23 protein-coding genes are annotated in these 22,236 nt (G+C 35.0%); 4 read left to right on the plus strand and 19 right to left on the minus strand.

Translation table 11 applies throughout. The features are described from left to right. Position 1 precedes the first annotated feature (1 nt). The 16 genes from B0A66_RS07470 to B0A66_RS07550 form a co-directional block, all read right to left on the minus strand. Positions 2–319 (minus strand): gamma-glutamylcyclotransferase family protein, encoded by a 318-nt coding sequence (locus B0A66_RS07470; RefSeq protein WP_089049233.1) that lies wholly within the window; start codon positions 317–319, stop codon positions 2–4. 121 nt (positions 320–440) lie between these two features. Then, the gene (trpB, locus tag B0A66_RS07475) at positions 441–1,622 is read right to left on the minus strand and encodes a tryptophan synthase subunit beta (protein ID WP_089049234.1); all 1,182 of its coding nucleotides are present in this window, start codon (positions 1,620–1,622) and stop codon (positions 441–443) included. 8 nt (positions 1,623–1,630) lie between these two features. Then, positions 1,631–2,257 (minus strand): phosphoribosylanthranilate isomerase, encoded by a 627-nt coding sequence (locus B0A66_RS07480; RefSeq protein WP_089049235.1) that lies wholly within the window; start codon positions 2,255–2,257, stop codon positions 1,631–1,633. A 170-nt stretch (positions 2,258–2,427) separates the two neighbouring features. Next, positions 2,428–3,207, minus strand: coding sequence for an indole-3-glycerol phosphate synthase TrpC (trpC, locus tag B0A66_RS07485; RefSeq protein WP_089049236.1), 780 nt, complete (start codon positions 3,205–3,207; stop codon positions 2,428–2,430). A 27-nt stretch (positions 3,208–3,234) separates the two neighbouring features. After that, entirely contained in the window at positions 3,235–3,627 is a 393-nt protein-coding gene (locus B0A66_RS07490; protein WP_089049237.1) for a four helix bundle protein, read from the minus strand. A 13-nt stretch (positions 3,628–3,640) separates the two neighbouring features. After that, a complete protein-coding gene (gene trpD / locus B0A66_RS07495; RefSeq protein WP_089049238.1) occupies positions 3,641–4,633 on the minus strand; it encodes an anthranilate phosphoribosyltransferase in 993 nt (330 codons plus the stop codon). 168 nt (positions 4,634–4,801) lie between these two features. Continuing rightward, positions 4,802–5,368, minus strand: a complete 567-nt coding sequence (locus B0A66_RS07500; protein ID WP_089049239.1) for an anthranilate synthase component II — start codon at positions 5,366–5,368, stop codon at positions 4,802–4,804. 79 nt (positions 5,369–5,447) lie between these two features. Next, positions 5,448–6,848, minus strand: coding sequence for an anthranilate synthase component I family protein (locus tag B0A66_RS07505; RefSeq protein WP_089049240.1), 1,401 nt, complete (start codon positions 6,846–6,848; stop codon positions 5,448–5,450). Between the two features lie 297 nt (positions 6,849–7,145). Next, the gene (locus tag B0A66_RS07515; RefSeq protein WP_089049242.1) at positions 7,146–8,423 is read right to left on the minus strand and encodes a hypothetical protein; all 1,278 of its coding nucleotides are present in this window, start codon (positions 8,421–8,423) and stop codon (positions 7,146–7,148) included. A gap of 206 nt (positions 8,424–8,629) precedes the next feature. Beyond that, positions 8,630–9,196 carry a YceI family protein gene (locus B0A66_RS07520; protein ID WP_089049243.1) on the minus strand — a complete coding sequence of 189 codons (567 nt, stop codon included), beginning with the start codon at positions 9,194–9,196 and terminating at the stop codon, positions 8,630–8,632. 32 nt (positions 9,197–9,228) lie between these two features. Next, positions 9,229–9,861, minus strand: a complete 633-nt coding sequence (locus B0A66_RS07525; protein ID WP_089049244.1) for an NAD(P)H-dependent oxidoreductase — start codon at positions 9,859–9,861, stop codon at positions 9,229–9,231. Positions 9,862–9,864: 3 nt separating this feature from the next. Next, positions 9,865–10,329, minus strand: a complete 465-nt coding sequence (locus tag B0A66_RS07530; RefSeq protein ID WP_089049245.1) for a MarR family winged helix-turn-helix transcriptional regulator — start codon at positions 10,327–10,329, stop codon at positions 9,865–9,867. 238 nt (positions 10,330–10,567) lie between these two features. Next, the gene (locus tag B0A66_RS07535; protein WP_089049246.1) at positions 10,568–11,338 is read right to left on the minus strand and encodes a hypothetical protein; all 771 of its coding nucleotides are present in this window, start codon (positions 11,336–11,338) and stop codon (positions 10,568–10,570) included. A 21-nt stretch (positions 11,339–11,359) separates the two neighbouring features. Further along, positions 11,360–12,091 (minus strand): MIP/aquaporin family protein, encoded by a 732-nt coding sequence (locus B0A66_RS07540; protein WP_089049247.1) that lies wholly within the window; start codon positions 12,089–12,091, stop codon positions 11,360–11,362. A 27-nt stretch (positions 12,092–12,118) separates the two neighbouring features. Further along, positions 12,119–13,612 (minus strand): glycerol kinase GlpK, encoded by a 1,494-nt coding sequence (gene glpK / locus B0A66_RS07545; protein WP_089049248.1) that lies wholly within the window; start codon positions 13,610–13,612, stop codon positions 12,119–12,121. A 30-nt stretch (positions 13,613–13,642) separates the two neighbouring features. Further along, positions 13,643–15,220: a glycerol-3-phosphate dehydrogenase/oxidase gene (locus tag B0A66_RS07550; protein WP_089049249.1), complete on the minus strand. Its 1,578-nt coding sequence runs from the start codon at positions 15,218–15,220 to the stop codon at positions 13,643–13,645. A 155-nt stretch (positions 15,221–15,375) separates the two neighbouring features. On the opposite strand from B0A66_RS07550, the gene B0A66_RS07555 reads away from it, so the two are divergent. Beyond that, positions 15,376–16,146, plus strand: a complete 771-nt coding sequence (locus B0A66_RS07555) for a DeoR/GlpR family DNA-binding transcription regulator (RefSeq protein WP_089049250.1) — start codon at positions 15,376–15,378, stop codon at positions 16,144–16,146. A gap of 127 nt (positions 16,147–16,273) precedes the next feature. On the opposite strand, the gene B0A66_RS07560 is transcribed toward B0A66_RS07555, so the two are convergent. From B0A66_RS07560 to B0A66_RS07570, 3 genes are read right to left on the minus strand one after another with little or no spacing between them, the layout of a single operon-like run. After that, positions 16,274–16,753: a DUF6691 family protein gene (locus B0A66_RS07560; RefSeq protein WP_089049251.1), complete on the minus strand. Its 480-nt coding sequence runs from the start codon at positions 16,751–16,753 to the stop codon at positions 16,274–16,276. 10 nt (positions 16,754–16,763) lie between these two features. Next, positions 16,764–17,327, minus strand: a complete 564-nt coding sequence (locus B0A66_RS07565) for a YeeE/YedE family protein (RefSeq protein WP_089049305.1) — start codon at positions 17,325–17,327, stop codon at positions 16,764–16,766. A 33-nt stretch (positions 17,328–17,360) separates the two neighbouring features. Then, positions 17,361–18,779, minus strand: coding sequence for an MBL fold metallo-hydrolase (locus B0A66_RS07570; protein ID WP_089049252.1), 1,419 nt, complete (start codon positions 18,777–18,779; stop codon positions 17,361–17,363). 213 nt (positions 18,780–18,992) lie between these two features. On the opposite strand from B0A66_RS07570, the gene B0A66_RS07575 reads away from it, so the two are divergent. The 3 genes from B0A66_RS07575 to cydB all read left to right on the plus strand — a co-directional run bounded on the left by B0A66_RS07575 (position 18,993) and on the right by cydB (position 22,120). Then, entirely contained in the window at positions 18,993–19,586 is a 594-nt protein-coding gene (locus B0A66_RS07575; protein WP_089049306.1) for an HD domain-containing protein, read from the plus strand. A 111-nt stretch (positions 19,587–19,697) separates the two neighbouring features. Continuing rightward, positions 19,698–21,041, plus strand: a complete 1,344-nt coding sequence (locus B0A66_RS07580) for a cytochrome ubiquinol oxidase subunit I (protein WP_089049253.1) — start codon at positions 19,698–19,700, stop codon at positions 21,039–21,041. Between the two features lie 2 nt (positions 21,042–21,043). After that, on the plus strand, positions 21,044–22,120 hold the full coding sequence (gene cydB, locus B0A66_RS07585) for a cytochrome d ubiquinol oxidase subunit II (RefSeq protein WP_089049254.1): 1,077 nt from the start codon (positions 21,044–21,046) through the stop codon (positions 22,118–22,120). Positions 22,121–22,236 lie beyond the last annotated feature (116 nt).

The following is a 22,236-nucleotide window of genomic DNA, read 5'->3' on the forward strand; positions in this document are numbered from 1 at the left end:
ATTAACTCTCCATATACACCCAGGCAGTAATTCCCGAATTCAATTTTACGGAAACTCTTCTGTAGGCGTTGGATTCGAAAAGATCTACTTTTGCCAAATCTTCAGTGGTAACATTAAAGACAACTCCGTGTATTGTATCTTCATGATTGTCGCTTGGGACTACCACAACATAATCTGCCATTCCAAATTCTTCTTCTATTTTAAGGCTCTTTAGTTTGTAGCCCAAAAGCTGATCTGGTGTGCTGGTTAATGTTTTATTGAAAAGACGCATTTGAACTTCTTTTGATCTTAATGTTCCGTAAGAGAATAACTGTTCCATAATATTATTTTTCTCGTTTTTTGTTTGCGTTAGGGGTAGAGGCGATATCCTTTTGCCGGCGAAGCAAGGCAAAAGATAAAGCCGAAAACCCGACCGAAGGGAACGCCCAAATTATTTATTGTTATAGTTTAAAATAGTCGATGTAATTGTCTAAATCTTTATCACCACGTCCTGAAAGACTAATTACAACAACATCTGTTGGTTTAAATTTCTTTTGATCTAAAACGGCAAAGGCATGCGCACTTTCGATTGCTGGTATAATACCTTCCAGTTTAGTAAGTTGTAAGCCGGCGTTCATGGCATCATCATCTGTTACGGAGAAAAACTCGCCTCGACCTGTTTGCGCCAAATGTGCGTGCATTGGACCAACTCCGGGATAATCTAATCCTGCTGAAATTGAATAAGGCTCGGTAATTTGTCCGTCCGGAGTTTGCATTAAAAGTGTTTTGCAACCGTGAATAATTCCAACTTTTCCCAGTTTACTTGTAGCTGCGCTATGCCCGCTGTCAATACCTTTTCCGGCTGCCTCAACGGCTATGATTCCAACTTCAGGTTCGTGTAAAAAGTGGTAAAAAGTTCCTGCGGCATTGCTTCCGCCGCCAATACAAGCTACAACATAATCAGGGTTTTCACGTCCTTCTTTTTCTTTTAACTGGTATTTTATTTCTTCTGAAATAACACTTTGAAAACGGGTTACCATATCGGGATAAGGATGTGGTCCAATCGCAGATCCGATGATATAATGGGTGTCAACAGGATTATTGATCCAATCGCGGATTGCTTCGTTTGTGGCGTCTTTTAAGGTTCTTGAACCTGAAAGTGCTGGACGAACTTCGGCTCCTAACATTTTCATACGGGCTACGTTTGGTGCCTGGCGCGCAATGTCGATTTCGCCCATGTACACAATGCATTCCATACCCATTAGCGCGCAAACTGTTGCGGTAGCAACACCATGCTGACCTGCTCCGGTTTCTGCAATGATTCGTTTTTTACCTAAACGTCTCGCTACTAATATTTGTCCAATCGTATTGTTGACTTTGTGCGCTCCTGTGTGATTAAGATCTTCTCTTTTTAGATAAATCTTGGTGTTGTATTTTTCAGATAGACGTTTTGCAAAGTAAAGTGGACTCGGACGTCCAACATAATCTTTAAGTAATTGATCGAACGCTGCTTTGAAATCCGGTTCGCTGGTAATTTTTAAATAATTCTGACGTAATTCTTCTACATTCGGATATAGCATTTCTGGAATGTAAGCTCCTCCAAATTCTCCGTAATATCCCTTTTCATTGACATTAAAATTCATTTTGCTGATTATTTTAGGTTAACAATTTCAAGTTGTCGTTTGAAATTGCTTAATAAGTTTTTATTTTTTAGTCCGGGCTCGATTTCAAATTTACTATTTACATCGATAGCATATACTGGTAAATTTAGATTTTTTATCGCCGCTATTTCTTCAATTCCTATTCCGCCACTTAAAAAAAATGGTTTTTTGGATTTGTATTTTTTTAATATTTCCCAATCGAAAGTAGTTCCATTTCCGCCGGGTAATTTTCCTTTGGTGTCAAAAAGAAAATAATCACAAAGATTTTCAAAAGGCTCTAAAACATTAAAATCAAAATCGTCTCCAACTGAAAATACTTTTATGATTTCGATTTTTTTACTGATGTTGTTTTTTAATTCTTCACAAAATTCCACAGATTCCTGTCCGTGTAACTGAATAGCTTGCAGGTTGTGTTTACTTATTTTTTCGATGATATTTTCAACTGATTCGTTGACAAATACACCTACTTTTTTAATCGTTTGTATAAGCTCCGGAATTGTTCCGTCGCAATATCGAGCGGATTTCTCCCAGAAAATAAATCCCATATAATCGGGTAGGAGTGCGCCTACGTTAATTATATTCTCGGGATATTTCATACCGCATATTTTGAGTTTCATTTCTTTATGTGCTTTAGGCTTTAAGCAATATGCTTTAGGCTTTTTTTTAATTCTTTAAGCTTTAGGCTTTAAGCTTTTTACTTTGTATTTTTTTAATGCTCTAAGCTTTAGGCTTTATGCTTTATGCTTTTTTACTTTGTGCTGAATGCCTATAGCCTACAGCCTAAAGCTTACAGCCGCGATATAAATTCAATAGCAGCTTTTCCGGCGTTATCAGTTTTCATGAAGTTTTCTCCAATTAAAAAACCGTTGTAACCATAAGGTCTCAATTCGTTGATGGCTTCGATGGATGAAATGCCGCTTTCTGAAACTTTTACAAAATCATTCGGAATCTGAGCCGCTAATTCTTTGCTAAAGTCTAAGCTTACTTCGAATGTTTTTAGGTTTCGGTTATTGACACCAATCATATCTAAACTTGGCATGATCGATTTCTCTAATTCTTCCTGGTTGTGAACTTCTAGTAAAACTTCTAAACCTAATTTCTTTGCAAATTCTGATAATGATTTGATTTCGTCACGGGTTAAAACTGCTGCGATCAACAGAATTAAATCTGCTCCAAAAGCTTTTGCTTCTAAAATTTGATATTCGTCTACGATAAATTCTTTTCTCAAAAGTGGAATATTTACACTTGCTCGTGCTAAAAGTAAATCGTCTAGAGATCCGCCAAAGTATTTTCCATCAGTTAAAACAGAGATTCCACTTGCTCCCGCAGTTTCATATCCTTTAACCACTTCTTCTACTGTAAAACTATGATTGATGACTGATTTAGAAGGTGATCTTCGTTTGTGTTCTGCTATAATTCCTGTAGCACTTGCTTTTAGTTTTTGACTTAATGAAATGGTTTGTCTTTCAAAAAAAACAGAATTCTCTAATTGAGCAACCGGAATAATCGATTTTTTAAGAATGACTTCTCTTTTTTTGTCAAGTATTATTTTATCTAGGATGTTCATTTTACTATTATTTAATGATTGAAAGATTTAAGAATTTAAAAATGCTTTTTTATTGCATTCAATTTTGCCATTTAAGTATTTAATGAAATTTGATAAGTTTTGGGATATTTCAATACTTAAATCATAACTTTTTTGAATCTCTGATTGATTACAAAACTTTAATTCTCTTGACAGTATTAGCATGCTCCTAACTTCTGCACAACTTCCTTTTGATATTTTTAAATATCTGATTAATTGTTTGTTGTTATTGTATTCTGATCTTTCGGCAATATTATTTGTTACTGAAACAACAGCTCTTTTTATTTGATCTTTGAATCCAAATTCTCTTTGAAAAGCTTGGTTCTCCATTATTTTAAAAATTAATTGAGCTAACAAAATTCCTTTTTTATAAACTTCGAATTCTTCAAAAGATTTTGTCATAATTTTTCAATTATTAAATCATTAAATTTTTTAATTTATTTAATGCCTCTAACCCTTTACCAGAAAACAAACTTTCTCTTGCTTGCTCGAATCCTTCTAGTGGAGTACATTTTGTTACAGTCGAAATTGCCATTGCTGCGTTGGCGCAAACTACATTGTTCTGAGCTTCGTTTCCTTTTCCGGATAAAATATTGATGAACATATCTGCAGATTCTTCGATGGTTTTTCCACCTTCGATATCACTTTGCGCTAAAAGCGAAACGCCAAAGTCTTCCGGTTTTAGCATGCCTTCCATATTGCTTGTGATAATTTTCGTTGGACTTGTTAATGAAATTTCATCATATCCGTCAAGCGAATGTAAAATCGTGAAGTTGATATCTGTATTTTGATACAAGTAGGCATACATTCTGGCTAGTTCTAAATTGAAAACGCCAACCAATTGATTTTGTGGGAAAGACGGATTTACCATTGGTCCCAACATATTAAAGAATGTTTTTATCACTAACTCTTTTCTAATCGCACCTACGTTTTTCATCGCAGGATGGAATAAAGGTGCGTGTAAAATACAGATTCCAGCCTTATCAATACATTTTTCTAAAAATGAATTATCATTACTGAATTTAATACCCATTTTTTCCATGACATTGCTGGATCCTGAAATAGAGGAAACACCGTAATTTCCGTGTTTAGCAACTTTTATTCCAGCACCCGCTGAGATAAAAGAAGCTAAGGTTGAAATATTGAAAGTATCTTTTCCGTCACCACCTGTTCCACATAAATCGATGGTATTGTACGCTGATAAATCAACACGAATACACATTTCCAGTAGAGCTTCACGAAATCCGGAAAGTTCATCGATTGTAATGCTTCGCATCATAAATACGGTCAAAAATGCTGAAATCTGACTTGGATTATAACTTCCGATCGAAATGTTTATCAATACGTCTTTCGCTTCTTCTTTTGAAAGTACTTCGTGATTGATTAATTTATTTAATATATTTTTCATTCTCTTGTATTAGTCTTAAAGTCATAAAGTCGAAAGTCTTCTTGTTTGTGACGTTATTTATTTTTCAATCTTATTTTTTTAGTTTTAAAAGTGATAGTGATATTTGCTAAAGTCTTTTCTACGAATTTCACTTTATGACTTTCGACATTTGACTTTATGACTTAACTACTAACTCTTAACCCAATTCTCTAAAATTCTTTTCCCTTTTGGTGTTAAAACACTTTCCGGGTGAAACTGAACGCCTCGAACATCAAAAGTTTTGTGTCTTAGCGACATAATTTGTCCGTTTTCATCTATTGAAGTAGCTTCAAGAACGTCAGGTAAATTGCTGTCCACAACCCAAGAGTGGTATCTTCCTACTTCGAATTCGTTTCCTAAGCCTTCAAATAAAATTTCGTCTGAAACTACCGTTTTTACATTGGTGGCAACACCATGATACACTTTGTCAAGATTCGAAAGTGTTCCTCCAAAAACTTCTCCGATTGCTTGTTGTCCTAAGCAAACACCTAAGATGCTTTTTGTTGGAGCATATTTTGCGATTACTGCTTTAAGTAAACCCGCTTCGTCAGGAATTCCAGGGCCTGGCGAAAGTAATATTTTATCGAAAGAAGCGATTTCATCAATTTCGAACTCATCGTTTCTGTAGACTGTTACCTCACAATTTAAATCTTCTAGGTAGTGAACTAAATTGTAAGTGAAACTATCGTAATTGTCTATAACTAATATTTTTTTCATTTTTTATTTTATTGAAAAATTGAATGATTTAATAATTGAAAGATTTGACTGATTTTTAAATCTTTCCATCTTTTAATTTTTAAATTTTCTCTGCCATTTCCAGTGCTGTGTTCAATGCTCTAAGTTTGTTGTATACTTCCTGCATTTCGCTTTCTTCATCAGAGCTTGCTACAATTCCGGCTCCTGCCTGGCAGTGTAATTGGTGATTTTTACTAAGGAAAGTTCGAATCATAATTGCATGGTTAAAGTTACCTTCAAAATCCATAAAACCAATGGCGCCTCCGTAGAAATTACGATTTGTTTTTTCGTAATCTTCAATTAGTTGCATAGCTCTGTGTTTTGGAGCTCCGCTTAAGGTTCCGGCTGGAAAAGTATCTGCAACTACCTGCATTGTTGTGGCTTTTTCATGCAAATGTCCTGTTACTTTAGAAACCAGGTGAATCACGTGCGAAAAGAACTGAACTTCTCTGTATTTTTCTACCTGAACATCATGACCATTTCTACTTAAATCATTTCTAGCCAAATCGACTAACATGACATGTTCACTGTTTTCTTTTTTATCTTCAGAAAGTTCTTTGGCTAAAAGAGCATCTTGTTCATCATTTCCGGTTCTTTTGAATGTTCCTGCAATAGGATGAATTTCGGCTTTTCTGTTTTTTACAATAATTTGAGCTTCTGGTGAAGAACCAAAAATTTTGAAATCTCCATAATCGAAAAAGAATAGGTAAGGAGAGGGGTTGATACTGCGTAAAGCACGGTAAACATTAAATTCATCACCTTTGAAACCTTGTGTAAAACGACGTGATAATACCAATTGAAATACATCACCACGGAAACAATTCTTTTTTGCCAATGCGACATTATGTTTGAATTCTTCGTCGGTTAGATTCGAGAAGCCTTCTCCTTCTTTACTGAATTTATAAGAAGCAATATTTCTGGATTGCAATAATTGTTCGATTTCTGCAATATTGTTTCTTCCGTCTACGCTATGGCAAAAAATGTAAGCTTCATTTTTGAAGTGATTGATAGCAATGATGTTTTGATACACAGCATAAAATACATCGGGAATAGAAGTTGCATCGTCTTTTTTTGCAATAGAAACTTTCTCGAAATAACGAACGGCATCGTAAGAAATGTAACCGAACAAACCATTGTTTATAAACTTAAAATCGTTTTTCTCAGACTTAAACTGATTCGAAAATTCCTGAATTACTTCTGGAATATTAGTTGAAGCGCTGATTGCAATTTGCTCTGCTGATCCGTCAGGAAACGTTTTCGAAATGGTTTCATTTTCGATCTTGATCGTTGCAATTGGATTACAGCAGATGTAAGAGAAACTGTTGTCATTTCCATGATAATCACTACTTTCTAATAATAAACTATTCGGAAATTTATCTCTGATTTTAAAATAGATACTTACCGGTGTAATCGTATCGGCAAGAATTTGTTTGTAATGTGTGTTGAGTATAAAAGGTTTCAAAATATTCGTTTTTTAATTTTTAATATATTTTTTGCTTAAGTTTTGACCAAAAAAAAAGGCTTGTCGTGATGACAAGCCTTTTATATTTATAGTTTTACAATACCATAGGAAGCTTTGTTCACGACGTTTGACGTAAATTCTTCCACCACCAGATATTGTTTAATAATGTTTTCATATTGTATTTTGATTTCACAAATATATAAATGTAATTTGAATAAAAGGATATAAAAAATAAAAAAAAACGTTTCGAAAAAGAGAAATTTGTTAAATTTTAAAATTAAAACGGCTGTCAAGCCCTTAGTTTCCAATAGCAATTGTATTGTTTACATTCATTCTAAAATCTGGATTCGTTTTAATGTTTGGTAATGCAAACAATTCTGTGTTTTTGTATTTTGTATATTCTATATTATTTCCATTGTTAAAATAATTCTGAATTGTAGTATTCATGCTTGATGATTCGCTTGTGATTCCGTCACTACAATTATTTACGATTAAATTTTTAAAAGTAAATTTTGATAAGTTGGCATCATTTACTTCAATATTTCCTTCGATTATAACAAATGGACTAAAGCCTGACACAACACTATTTGTTAAGCTAAAGAATGTATTTTCTCTAACATGTACTGATTCTCTAACAAGACCTTGATTATTTTCTTCCAAATTAACTAATGCAATGTTACTTGCTGTTATATTGGTCATTTTTTTAGTCATATCTGTGTTTTGAATTTTATCATAAGAATCAACTTCAAAGCATCTTGATCCTGAAACATCTGATGAAAAAGGATGACGAATAGCAATACTATTGCTTATGTTGATTTGTGCTCCCTGTGTGAAGTCAAAATCATCATCTGTGGTTCTAAATGAAATTAGGTTACTCAAATTCAAATCCCCTCCATAACACTCAAAAGAGTCATCATTTGAAAAACTAACTTGAATATTACTCAGAATTGTTTTTCTTCCAACAGCAGCAAGCGACAAACCGTTAAGTTCTTTTGCAGCACTTAATTTTCTACCTGCAAATTCGATACGTACATATTTTAAAATTCCGGAATTATCTTCGGCATCCTGACCACCATAATGATTTAGTAGTGGATCAAAATCAAAAGGTAAAATTTGAACACCGCCAAGTGCATTTATAGGCGCTTTTCCAAGAACAACAATTCCTCCCCAGTCTCCCGGTTTTCTGTTTAAGATATCTTTATTTGATGTAAAAACAATAGGATCTGTTTCTAATCCTTCTGCCATTATTTTTGAGCCATTTGTTATTACTAATGTTCCGCAGGTTTTGTCGTCTCCACGAATTACAGTTCCCGGTTCTATAGTTAAAGTGGCATTATTTGTTACATATACAACTCCAACCAATTGGTAAACAAAGCGTTTGTATAATTTAGTGTCTTTGTTAATTGTTCCTGCAATTATATTGGTTGCTTCGCTATATTCTATGTTGGCAGGCTTAAAATTGGTCCAGTTGTTCAGCCAGTTGTTAGTGCCGGTAATTCCTTTTTTTGGGGGTTGTGCGTGAAGTAAAAATGAGCTTAAAAGACAAAGAAGTGCAATACGTAAATTTGTTTTCATAACTATAATTTTGATTTCTAGTTTTTGATTTTTTTATGCTCCAAAATTAGAAGCACAATGTTAACCAAAGTCCGGAATGTTGTTACGAAAGTGTTATCTGAATGTTATGTATGTTATCTTTATGAGAATTAAATAAAAAAAAATAAAACCCCAACAGCACTGGTCTGTTGGGGTTTCTCTATTAAGAATTAGTAAGTCTTAAAGAATTAGAATTTTAAAGCTACAGCTAATTCAAATTCATCATTGATAGTTTTGTCTCCTAAGTTTTCGAAGAAGTTACCAGAGTTGTATTTGATATCGTATTTAGTTCTGTCAACTTTGAAAGCAGTTGTAGCAGTGTTTCCAGCTACAGTGATATCAAAAGTTACTGGTTTAGTGATTCCTTTGATAGTTAAATCAGCAGTTACAGTATATACGTCAGTTGCTTTAGCACCAATAGTTTTGAAAACTAATTTTGCAGTTGGGAATTTATCAGTTCCAAAGAAATCGTCAGCTTTTAAGTGACCATTCAATTTTCCTTGGTATTCTCCAGTTAAATCAGTAGCAGTTAATGAAGTCATATCAACAGTGAAGCTACCACCAGTTAATTTTTTTCCTTTGAAAACTAATGCTCCGTCTTTGAAGTTTACAGTTCCTGAGTGCTCACCAGTTACTTTTTTTCCTACCCATTTGATAGTACTTGTTTTAACGTCGATTTTTTTAGTTTGTGCGTTTACTGAAATTCCAGCTACTGCTACGAATAATGCTATTGCAATTGTTTTTAAATTTTTCATGTTGTAAAATTGATTTTAAAATTAATATTTAGTTATAGTGTGATAAATAATTCTTCTTGAGATTTTCTAACTTTTTTGTAATGCTGAGAGTCATCTGCATCATGTCTGTATCCAACAGCTGCAATAACAGCTGCGCTTAATCCTAATTTGTCAAAACCTAAGATTTCGTTGAAAGCAGCAGCATTAAAACCTTCCATAGGAGTTGCGTCGATTTTTAATTCAGCAGCAGCACTTAATAAGTTACCTAATGCAATGTAAGTTTGTTTTGCAGACCATGTATTTTTTGCGTCAGCAGTTAAGTTTGTAACTACATTTTTCATCATATCGCTAAATCCTGCAAGTGCATCAGTTGGTACACCTCTTGTTTCGCTAATGTTGGTAATGTATTGATCTACAGATTCTGTTCCAAGATTTGCATCAGCTGCAAAAACAAATAGGTGAGAAGCATCTGTGATTTGAGTTTGCCCGTAACCAACAGCTTTTAATTGCTCTCTTAATTCCGGATTTTCAACAATAACAACTTTATAAGGTTGTAATCCATAAGATGAAGCGCTCAATCTAATAGCTTCTTTTAATGTTTGTAAATCATTTTCAGAGATTTTTTTTGATGCATCATATTGTTTTGTTGCATATCTCCAATTTAGATTATTTAGTAATGTGCTCATTTTTTAATTTTGTTTTGTGGTTCTATATTTTTCTAATAGTGTATTTAGTAATTCTAATTCTTGCGAACTTATATTTTTAGCAAATAAACGCTCATGCTCATCTACTTTAGGATCCAGTTCTTTTAGCAGGTCTAATCCTTTTTGAGTAATTAGAACCTCTATTTTACGTCGATTATCCGGACAGACATTCCTTGTAACAAATTCTTTCAGTAAAAGTTTATCTACTAATCGTGTAGTGTTACTCGTTTTTGCCAACATACGTTCCTGAATAACGCACATGTTAGCAGGTTTGCCTTTTTGTCCTCTTAAAATACGCAGTACATTATATTGCTCTCCGGATAAATCATGAGGTTTCATAACTTCATTGAAATTTTCCTGAATTACATTCTGTGTGTACATGATGTTCAGAATAACCTTTTTCTCATTATCCATCTTAACTGTACTTTTAATAACCTCTTCAATTGTCATAGTAGTAAGTGTATAATTTGTATATACAAATGTATATCATTTAATAGTTGTATATACAAATGTCATGTTAAAAATTTGTTAATTAGATCTGTTTTATGTTTAAGTTGTTGGTTTTTAGGTTTTTAATGATGGTAAAGGTAAGGTTTATTCTTTTCTGTAAAAAAAAAATATAATAAAAAAAGCCCTCTTTACCTTGAAAGAGAGCTTTTTATGTAAGATGTAAAATTGTATTCCTGGCTTAAAATAATGAAACTCCTACTTGTAAGCGAGTGTGTTTTTCAGCCGGATTAAACATTAAACCTGCAAAAACAGGTAATTTGTGGTTTAAAACTGTGACATTTTTAGTAGCCTTAATTCCTGCATTTACAACATTGAAGTTTTTAGTTGGATCTTGGCTGTATAGATTTGATTTTCCATTAAGAGAGAAACCAGCACCTACGTAAGCATCTAATACAATTTGATTATTGCTAATCATCGGATAGCTTAACTCAACATAAGTTGAATATCTGCTTTTTTTAGTTAAATCAGCTTGTAATTCGCGGTCATTACCATAAAGAATCACATCTGCTTCAACACGCAAAGGAAATGCTTCAGGAAATCTATAAGAAGTTCTTAAGTCAATAAGATGCGTTGTTGTGTTCTTACCGTAATTAAAAACTTGTGGTTTTGCAACATTCGTACTGTTGAATAAATCCCAAAGACCAATAGTAAGTCCTTTGTGTTTGTATTGAATGTAGTAATCAACCTCTTTGTATTTACCATCCAATCCGTTACCGCCCCAAACACCAATTGTGAAATTTTGTTTTTTGTCAAGAGCATAGTGAATATCAGCTGTTGCTGTTGCACTAGGGCTAATAATTAAGCCTCTCCATAGATGGCTCGTTGCTAGACCAACATTGAAATCCAGTCGGTTTGGTTCATCATTCATCATGCCGTCAGACGATAAATCTTGAGCATAAGAAGCCAGTCCTATGATTGTCATCATAGAAGAAATAAGAAACTTTTTCATAAAATTTGGGTTAAGTATTAATTACTGAAGTGCGAGGAATAAAGCCGCCGCTAAGCAGGTTCCTATTACTGGTCCAACGATTGGGATCCAAGCATAAGTCCAGTTACTGCTTCCTTTGATAGGTAAAAGTGAGTGCATGATTCTTGGTCCTAAATCTCGTGCAGGATTTATGGCATATCCGGTTGTACCTCCTAAAGATAAACCTATTGCCCAGACTACTAATGTAACAGGAAGTGCTCCAATAGTTCCCAGACCAATTGCTGCTGTAGTATCGCTTGCAATTTTTAATTCCGGACCTGCAATGTAAAAGATTGCAAAAATCAAGACAAATGAAGCAACTGCTTCGCTTATAATGTTCGAAACATTATTTTTGATTGCCGGACCTGTTGAAAAACAAGCCAGTTTAGCACCTTCATCTTCCGTTGCTGCAAAATGATCTTTATGTGACAGCCATACTAAAAAGGCTCCAAGCATTGCTCCAATCATTTGAGCGATAATATAGGTAGGAACCAAGCTCCAGCTAAATTTTCCGATCAATGCTAAACCAAGTGTAACGATTGGGTTTAAATGTGCCCCGCTAATTGGTCCTGCAATAATTACGCCTACAAAAACAGCAAATGCCCACGCAGTTGTAATCACTATCCATCCTGAGTTATTACCATTTGTACCTTTAAGCGCTACATTTGCAACAACACCATTTCCTAATAAAATAAGTACCATAGTACCTAAAATTTCTGCTATAAAGGGAGTCATAATCTTATATATTTGTTAATAATTCATTTACTCGATCCAGTTCGAAGTGCGCCCAACGGCTTTGTCCCAGTTTTTTACCAGTTCATTTACATCTTTTTTTTTCATTTGTGGAGCAAACACTTTATCTACAGACCATTGTTCTTTTAGATCATCCATGTTTTTCCAGTAGCCTATTGCTAATCCTGCTAAGTATGCAGCTCCTAATGCTGTTGTTTCTAGCGTTTTTGGTCGGGAAACTGTAGATCCAAAAATATCAGATTGAAACTGCATCAATAAATTATTAGCAGCAGCACCTCCGTCAACTCTTAATTCTTTTCCTTTTTCTCCAAAATCAGCTTCCATTGCTTTTAGTAAATCATTTACCTGATAAGCAATACCTTCCAGTGTTGCTCTTGCAATATGTGCATTTGTAGTACCTCTTGTGATTCCAAAAATCGCTCCTCTTGCATATTGATCCCAGTATGGAGCTCCTAGTCCAGTTAATGCAGGTACAAAGTATACACCACCATTATCTGTAACGCTAGAGGCTAAAGTCTCAACTTCTTCTGATTTGCAAATCATTTTGGCGCCATCTCGTAACCATTGTACTGCTGCACCTCCAACGAAAACACTACCTTCTAAAGCGTATGACGTTTTTCCGTTAATTTTCCATGCAACCGTTGTCAATAAATTGTTTTTTGAGATAATAGGTTTATCACCAGTATTCATTAGCATAAAACAACCTGTTCCGTAAGTGTTTTTTACCATTCCTGAAGTAGTACATAGCTGACCAAAAAGAGCAGCTTGCTGATCTCCGGCAACACCGGCAATTGGAATTTTTGAGGCAAAAAGGGTAGTACATGTTTCTCCGTAAATGGTGCTGCTTTCTTTTACTTCCGGCAGCATAGCTCTTGGAATATCGAACAACTCTAGCAATTCATTATCCCATTCCATTGTGTTAATGTTGAATAATAAAGTTCTGCTTGCGTTAGAAACGTCTGTCATAAATAATTTACTACGTGTAAGTTTCCATATTAGCCAGGTATCAACGGTTCCGAAACAAAGTTTTCCTTCTTCTGCTTTTTTGCGTGCTCCGGGCACATTGTCTAAAATCCATTTTACTTTTGTTCCTGAGAAGTAAGCATCCAGAATAAGACCTGTTTTTTGCTGAATCATTTCAGTATGCCCCTTTGCTTTTAATTCGTCGCAATATTTAGCAGTTCTTCGATCTTGCCAGACAATTGCGTTGTAAATTGGTTCGCTTGTTTCTCTGTCCCAAACAATTGTAGTTTCGCGTTGATTTGTAATTCCAATCGCTGCAATTTCTCTGCCTGAGATTCCCACTTTCGCAATTACTTCAGCTGCTACACTTACTTGCGATGACCAGATTTCGTTTGGGTCATGTTCTACCCATCCTGGTTTAGGAAAAATTTGTTCAAATGGTTTTTGGGAAACACTTACGATTTCTCCGCCATGATTAAATACAATTGCTCTGGAGGAAGTTGTTCCCTGGTCAAGAGCTAGAATTAATTTGTTTTCCATGGTAATGAATATTTTAAATTAATAAAGTTTTTATTGGAATTCCGGTAAAAGGAATCCTTTTGAAATTTCTCTAAAATTTGAAATTTCTCTTGTTACCCAAGCCTCGTCATGTCCAAGTTCTTTCGCGATCAAGCGCGCTACTTTTTCAGAAGATTGAATTGCGGCTCTGGCATCTAGAAACAATAAACGAACACGTCTTGCTAAAACATCGTCGACAGTTCTTGCCATTTCATGTCGTATTGCCCAAGCCACTTCGGCCATTGTAAATTCGTGGTCCGGGTGTACTTTTTCTCTTAATTCTGGTTCACTTAGTTGTAGTGCTACTATTTTAGGAATATCGGAACCGTATATGTATAAGTGATTTTCTCTGTCTAATGTATTCGTAACCTGGTTTCCGTGAATAGGAAGGTGTTCTGTCACACATGTTCTTTTAGCTAATTTGCCTACACTAATTGCTTTGTCTATAATGTCTTCGGAAATTTTTCTATAAGTTGTCCATTTTCCTCCTGTAATAGTGATTAGACCTGTTTCTGAAACTATAATTTTATGACTTCTTGAAACCTCTTTAGTGCTTTTTCCTTCTTCTTCAGGAGCAGCCAAAGGACGTAAGCCTGCAAATACAGAAAGAACATCGGCTCTGGTTGGTTTTTTTGCTAAAAAGCGTTGTGCTGTTTCCAATACAAATTCTATTTCACTTTCTAATGCAATAGGTTCTAAGCTTTGTTTCTTGATTAAAGTATCTGTTGTTCCTACTACAATTCTGTTATGCCACGGCACAGCAAACAAAACTCTTCCATCGCTTGTTTTAGGAATCATTAAAGCGTGATCACTTGGTAAAAATGATCGGTCAAACACAAGGTGAATTCCTTGGCTTGGAACAATATATTTTTTATAAACTTTATCGTTTAGTTTCATGATGGCATTGGTAAAAACTCCCGTAGCATTAATGATCGCTGAACCCTTTATTTCGTGTAGTTCGCCAGTTTCCTGATCCAATACCTGCACACCAATAACCTGGTTTTTGTCGTCTTTTAATAAATTGACAACTTTTGCATAGTTCAAAAGACAAGCGCCTTTTTCTACTGCTGTTTGAGCAATATTTATAGCCAAACGAGAATCATCAAACTGACCGTCATGGTAAATAACACCACTTACTAATCCTTTTTCTTCAACGGTAGGAAGCATTTCAATCGTTTTCTTTTTTGAGATGTATTTTGAACGCCCTAGACTTAAACGTCCTGCAAGCCAATCGTAAATAGTTAATCCGATAGTGTAAAAGGAACCTCCCCACCAATTATAGTTTGGGATTACAAAAGATTGGTTTTTAACTAAATGTCCTGCATTTTGCGCCATTAAACCTCTTTCTTTCAATGCCTCTCTTACTAAATGTACATCTCCTTGTTCAAGGTATCGAACACCGCCGTGTACTAATTTGGTACTTCTGCTTGAAGTTCCTTTAGCAAAATCAACCGCCTCAATAAGAATCGTTTTGTAACCTCGGCTGGCAGCATCAAGAGCAGTTCCAAGACCGCTTGCTCCACCACCAATTACAATCACATCCCATTTAGGAGTATTTTTTAGTTTCGATAATTGTTCTGAATGTTTCATATTGTTTCGTTTTGTAGATATTTTTGTAAGTATTCATATTTGTTTTACAAAGATAGCGTAACATAACACAATCAAAATAACAGATTAGGACATAATTGCATTTGCCTTATTTGTCATATCTTTACAATTCGAACTGAGTTAAATATGTAGATAAGATGGTGATTATTAATAAAAGACAAAAAGATATACTTAAAGAAATTGAAGAAAATGGGTTTGTTACTGTTGCAGATTTATGTGAAATGCATAATGTTTCAACCGTAACAATACGAAAGGATTTAAATTTTTTAGAAAATGAAAAACTTTTGCACCGTACTCATGGAGGAGCTAGTAAAAAGCCGATTTATGCTTTCGAAAGAAATGTAAATGATAAGGAAGGGCTGCAGGTTGAACAAAAGAAACAAATAGCTAAAGAAGCATTAAATTATATTGACAACTTTGATTACATTATTTTAGGTTCAGGATCTAATGTGTATTATTTGGCTCAGATTATCTCAGGATTCGAAAAGCTAACGGTCGTTACGCCTGCTTTAAAAGTGTCATTAGAATTAAGCAAAGAAGTAAATGTAGATACAATACAATTAGGAGGTGATCTTCGAAAAAGTTCTAATTCAGTTGTTGGACCAATCGCTGAATTAACGCTAAGTCAATTTTCCTGTAATAAAGTATTCTTAGGCGCAGATGGACTTCATCTTGATTTTGGACTGAGTACTTCAAATGCTTTAGAAGCACATTTGAATAAAACGATGATTGATGTAGCAGAAAAAATTATTGTGCTGGTAGATTCTACAAAAATGAATGTAAGAGGATTTGGAAAGATCTGTAATTTGGATATGATCGATGTCCTTATTACGGACGATGGTATTACTACTGAAACCAAAACGAAACTTGAAGAATTGGGAATAGATGTAGTTATTGCTGCTAATTAGATAGTTAGATAGTTAGATAGTTAGTTAGATAGTTAGATATTGTAGGCCTTAATATACTAATAAAAATAAACCCGACAAAGTTTTTTAAATCTTGTCGGGTTTGGTATTTTATAAGGGCACTAAATATTTAGTGAGGTAATTTGTCTTTTATGAAACCATAAAACCAGGTTCCTAAAATGGCGCTTAACAGCGTAACAGCAATTACCGTAACTCCTGTTCCTATTTGAGCAAAAAGAGGGCCTGGACAAGCACCTGTAATCGCCCAGCCGAAACCAAACAATAATCCGCCGTAAATTTGTCCTTTGCTAAAAGTCTTAGGCTGAATTTCTATTTTTTCACCTTGAATTGTTTTAATGTCAAATTTCTTAATTAGCCAAACGGAAATAATTCCAACCATAACAGCGCTTCCTATTACACCATACATAAAGAAAGACTGCAACTGAAACATTTCCTGAATACGGTACCAGCTAATTATCTCTGCTTTTACGAATACAATTCCAAAAGCAATTCCCACCACAAGATATTTTAAGTTCGAGAATCCGGTATCTTTAATTTGACTTCCGTTAATTCCTTCCGTATCTGAATTTTTATTTTCTAAGTTATTCATTTTGATATTTTTAAAGTGAAAGAATATAAGGTAAAATTAAATTAGCCATGATAAAACCGCCAATCATAAAACAGATTGTCGCTACCAAAGAAGGCCATTGCAGATTTGAAATTCCCATAATAGCGTGACCGCTAGTGCAGCCTCCCGCATAACGAGTTCCAAAACCAACAAGAAATCCACCAACTACAATCATAATAAAACCACGAAGTGTAAATAAGCTTTCCCACGAGAATAAATCTTTTGGTACTAATCCGGAATGATCTGTAATGCCATAAGTTGCCAATTGTGCAGAAAGCTCCGGTGTAATTACAACCGGATTAGGATTCGATAACAGGTAAGTGGCAATAACACCGCCAAGAAAAATTCCCAGAACAAAAAACAAATTCCAGCTTTCTTTTTTCCAGTCGTATTTAAAGAAAGAAATGTTTGCAGGAATACACATCGCGCAAATATGACGTAATGAAGAGCTAATCCCGAATGATTTATTTCCAATTATCAATAAAATAGGAACAGTTAATCCAATTAGCGGACCTGAAACATACCAAGGCCAAGGTTCTTTTAGAATTTCTATTATATTCATTTTTAGTTTAAAAATTTACGTTCAATATTATACTTTCAAAACTTTACTCTGACAAATAAAATCAGATTTTGGAACAGCCGTTTTTGCAATAGCCCCAAAACCGCCATCAATTTCTGTAAAGTTTCTAAAACCACGAGCTTGCAAAATAGAAGCTGCAATCATACTTCTGTATCCACCTGCGCAATGTAGGTAAAAATGTTCATTCGTATCGATATCTTTAACCCAGTCATTTATAAAAGCTAAAGGTTTATTGTAAGCATCATCAATATGTTCAGCGCTGTATTCTGTTTCTTTACGAATATCGATTACTTTATCTTTTTCGATCTCGAATTCTTCAGCAAATTTTTCAGCCGAAATTCGGTTTACGGTATCCACTTCAAAACCAGCTTTCTCCCAAGCATCAAAACCTCCTTCAAGATGTCCAATAATAGCGTCGAAACCAACGCGGCTTAAACGTGTTACAGTTTCCTCTTCCAAACCAGTTTCAGTAACCAGTATAATAGGCTGCTTTACATCAGCAATCAATGTTCCAACCCAGGGAGCAAAATCTCCGTTTATTCCAATATTGATCGATTGTGGGATAAAACCTTTGTAAAAATCGCTGCTTTTTCTAGTATCTAAAATCAAGGCGTCAGTTTCCTCAGCAATAGCTTCAAATTCTTTAACATCAATGGCTTTCATTCCGTTATGTAAAACCGTTTCAAAGCTTTCATAGCCTTTCTTGTTCATAGCAACATTCATACTGAAATAAGCAGGAGGAGGCAATAAACCATCGGTTACTTCCGTAATAAATTCTTCTTCTGTCATATTAGCTCGCAAAGCATAATTCGTAGCTTTTTGATTTCCAATTGTCGAAACCGTTTCTTTACTCATGTTTTTTCCGCAAGCACTTCCGGCACCATGCGCAGGATATACGATAACATCGTCTGCCAAAGTCATAATTTTATCTCGCAACGAGTGAAACAAAATTCCAGCTAATTGATCCTGGGTCATACCCGCTGCTTTTTGTGCCAGGTCAGGACGACCAACATCACCAATAAATAAAGTATCCCCAGAGAAAATGGCGTGATCTTTTCCGTTTTCGTCAATTAGTAAAAAAGTCGTGCTTTCCATTGTGTGTCCAGGAGTATGCAATACTTTTATAGTAACTTTTCCAACCTTAAACTCTTGTCCGTCTTTTGCAGAAATGCAATCAAATTCACAGGTTGCATTTGGTCCGTAAACAATAGAAGCGCTGGTTTCTTTACTTAAATCAACATGACCAGAAACGAAATCAGCGTGAAAATGCGTTTCAAAAATATATTTTAAAGTAACATTGTCGCGTTTCAAACGATCCAAATACGGTTGTGTTTCTCTTAACGGATCTATAATGGCAGCTTCGCCATCTGAGGTGATATAGTAAGCACCTTGCGCTAAGCATCCGGTGTATATTTGTTCTATTTTCATGGTATTATAATATAAAAATGATGGGTTACAAAGATAACTTTGTTTTTAATTAAAATAGGTGACTATTGTTACAGAAATTAGGTTTTTGTGTAAATAAATATGGATTTCCTCATATAGGCTGTTATTAGTAGTTTTAAAGTTCGGCAATTACGAGTTATGTTTTAATTTTGCAGATGACGAATGTCAGTTAAACGAAAAAAAATAATTATTTGTATGAATACACAAGACTTATTAGATCAGATTGCTTTTATAAAAGAGATAGATAAAGTAAAATATATTCAGCGCAAAACGAAATTGTTTCAGAGCGACCGAAATGAAAATGATGCAGAACACAGCTGGCATTTGGCATTGATGGCGATTGTCTTGGCAGAGCATTCAGATAAGTCAATAGATGTGCTGAAAGTAGTAAAGATGGTTTTGATTCATGATATTGTAGAAATAGATGCCGGAGATACCTTTATCTACGATTTGCAAAAGAGTCATGATAATGGTGACGAAGAACGAATAGCCGCTAATCGTATTTTTGGTTTACTTCCAAAAAAACAAGCAGAAGAAATGATTGTCATTTGGGAAGAATTCGAAGCAGGTGAAACACCGGAAGCAAAATTTGCAAGAGCCATGGACAGAATGGAACCTTTATTGCAAAATACCTCTAATAACGGAGGAACATGGCAGGAATTTGATGTAAAATACGAAAAGGTTTATGAAAAAAAGAGCGTTATAAAAGAAGGTTCTGCCATTTTGTGGCAATACGCCGAAGGATTATTGGAAGAAAGCGTAGCCAAAGGAATTTTAAAAAAGGAATAAGTTTAAAATTGTTGAAAAGTTTAACAAATATCAGGGGATAAACTTTTTTTTAAGGTAGTCATTTCGGGTTTTAATGGGTAAATTTGTTGGACTTCATAAACAAATACCACTATGGAAGAAATGCTTTTTTATGACCGAATGCAATTCGCATTCACGATTACTTTTCACTACCTTTTTCCGCAACTTACAATGGGTCTTTCGCTGATCATTGTTTATTTCAAATGGAAATACCTACGCACAAAAAACGATCAATACAATCATGCTACCCATTTCTGGATGAAAATCTTCGCCCTTAATTTTGCAATGGGCGTTGTAACCGGAATTCCAATGGAGTTTCAGTTTGGAACCAATTGGGCTAAATTCTCAGAACTAACAGGAGGTATCATTGGGCAAACCCTCGCAATGGAAGGAATGTTTTCCTTTTTCTTAGAATCTTCCTTTCTCGGCATATTTTTATTTGGAGAAAAAATTATAGGCCATAAATGGCACTTTGTCACCGGACTGCTTATTTGCATAGGTTCATGGGCAAGCGGCTACCTTATTATAGCAACACATTCTTGGATGCAAAATCCTGTTGGATACGAAATTCTTGAGAACGGAAAGTTTGTGCTAACCAATTTTAAAGCTCTGTTTCTTAACCCTTGGTTGTGGCCATCTTATTTGCACAATCAGGCAGCATCATTGGTGACCAGCTCTTTTGTAGTTGCCGGAATTGGAGCTTTCTATATTTTGAGCCAGAAGAACGTTTCGTTCGGGAAATTATTTTTGAAAACAGGCGTAATCTTCGGATTGATATCGAGTATTATTGTTGCTGTTCCAACTGGTGATTTACTCGCAAAAAATGTCGTCAAATACCAACCCGTAACTTTTGCAGCGATGGAAGGTATTTTTCATACCGAGAAAAAAGGTTCCGAAATTGTATTAATTGGTCAGCCCGATGTAAAAGATAAAAAACTCGATAATAAAATCGCCGTTCCCAATATTTTGAGTTTCCTTACTTATGGAAACTGGGAACAGGAAATAAAAGGTCTGGATCAATTTGAAGAAGATATTCATCCAACCAATATCTCAGGCTTGTATTATGCTTATCATATTATGGTAGGACTTGGAACTGTATTTATAGGTCTAATGTTGTTATCTCTAGTTCAGTTACTACGAGGTAAGTTATTCGAAACCAAATGGATTTTGTGGTCACTGCTTTTCATGATGCCCTTTCCGTACATTGCCAACACCACAGGCTGGTACACGGCAGAGTTGGGTAGACAGCCTTGGCTGGTGTATAATTTGCTGCGAACATCTGCAGGAGCTTCGCCAACCGTATCATCCGGAAACACCTTGTTTACCTTACTTGGTTTTATAGGATTGTATCTTTTATTAGGAATGCTGTTCTTGCTTTTGATTGGAAAAATTATTCACAAAGGCCCACATAAAGAAGTTATAACAGAAAATATATAAGTATGGAATTTTTTTGGTACGTAGTTTTAATGGGAATTCTGGCGGTTTATATTGTTTTAGACGGCTATGATTTTGGAGCAGGAATAATTCATTTGTTCTTTGCTAAAACAGAAAAAGATAAAAAAGCAATTACAAGCGCTATTGGTCCCTTTTGGGATGCCAACGAAGTGTGGATCATTGCTGCAGGAGGCGTTTTGTTCTTTGCTTTTCCAACATTGTATGCATCCTCATTTAGCGGTTTTTATCTGCCGTTGATTATGATTCTATGGCTTCTGATTTTCAGAGCAATTGGTCTGGAAATGCGCGGACAAGTACATCACCCAATGTGGGAATCCATTTGGGATAAAGCCTTTGGTATTGCAAGTTTACTTTTAGCATTGTTCTTCGGAATTGCTTTAGGAAACATTGTGCGTGGCGTTAATCTCGGAATGGTAACCAACGGCGTATCAACTCAGGAAGCACATTATTTCTTTTTGCCATTATGGAATCCTACTTTCAGTCCACAAGCAAACGAATTAGGAATTATAGATTGGTTTACGCTTTTCCTTGGTGTCGTAAGTGTTGTAGCTTTAACGATTCACGGGGCAAACTGGATTATTTTTAAAACTAATTCGTCACTAAACCCAAAACTAAAAAATGTAGTTTTCAAACTCAATATTGTGCTATTGGTTTTGGTTTGTATTTCGTTGCAAATCTGGCATTTTATCGAGCCAAAGCCATTTCATAATTTTGTAGAAAATCCTATTCTGTGGTTTTTTCCGCTTCTGACTTTTGTTGGAATTGTAGGGTTGTTTAAAGTGCGTTCGTATCAAAAAGACGGTTTAGGATTTTTGTTTTCCACGCTGTTTTTGGTAGGCGGATTTGCTTCCACAGCCGTTTCAATCTTTCCAAATGTGTTGCCTTCTACCAATAAAGTAAATCCGTCATTGACCATTTATAACACAGCAGCAGGCGAATACGGATTAAACGCCGGAATGAGCTGGTTTTTTATCGCTTTGTTTTTGGTAATAGTTTATTTCATCGTTCAATATCGCGTTTTTAGTGGTAAAATGGATGACGTGGGTTATGGGGAACATTAGTTTTACTATTTCTGGTTTTTGGGCGTTACCTCCGGCCGGGCTATCCGCTATATCTTTTTGTTTTTAAAGAAAAAACAAAAAGGATACCGCTTCTATCCCTAACGCGAAGTTTAGAA

The organism is Flavobacterium hercynium (genome assembly GCF_002217285.1).
In the GTDB taxonomy this organism is placed as follows: Bacteria; Bacteroidota; Bacteroidia; order Flavobacteriales; family Flavobacteriaceae; genus Flavobacterium; species Flavobacterium hercynium.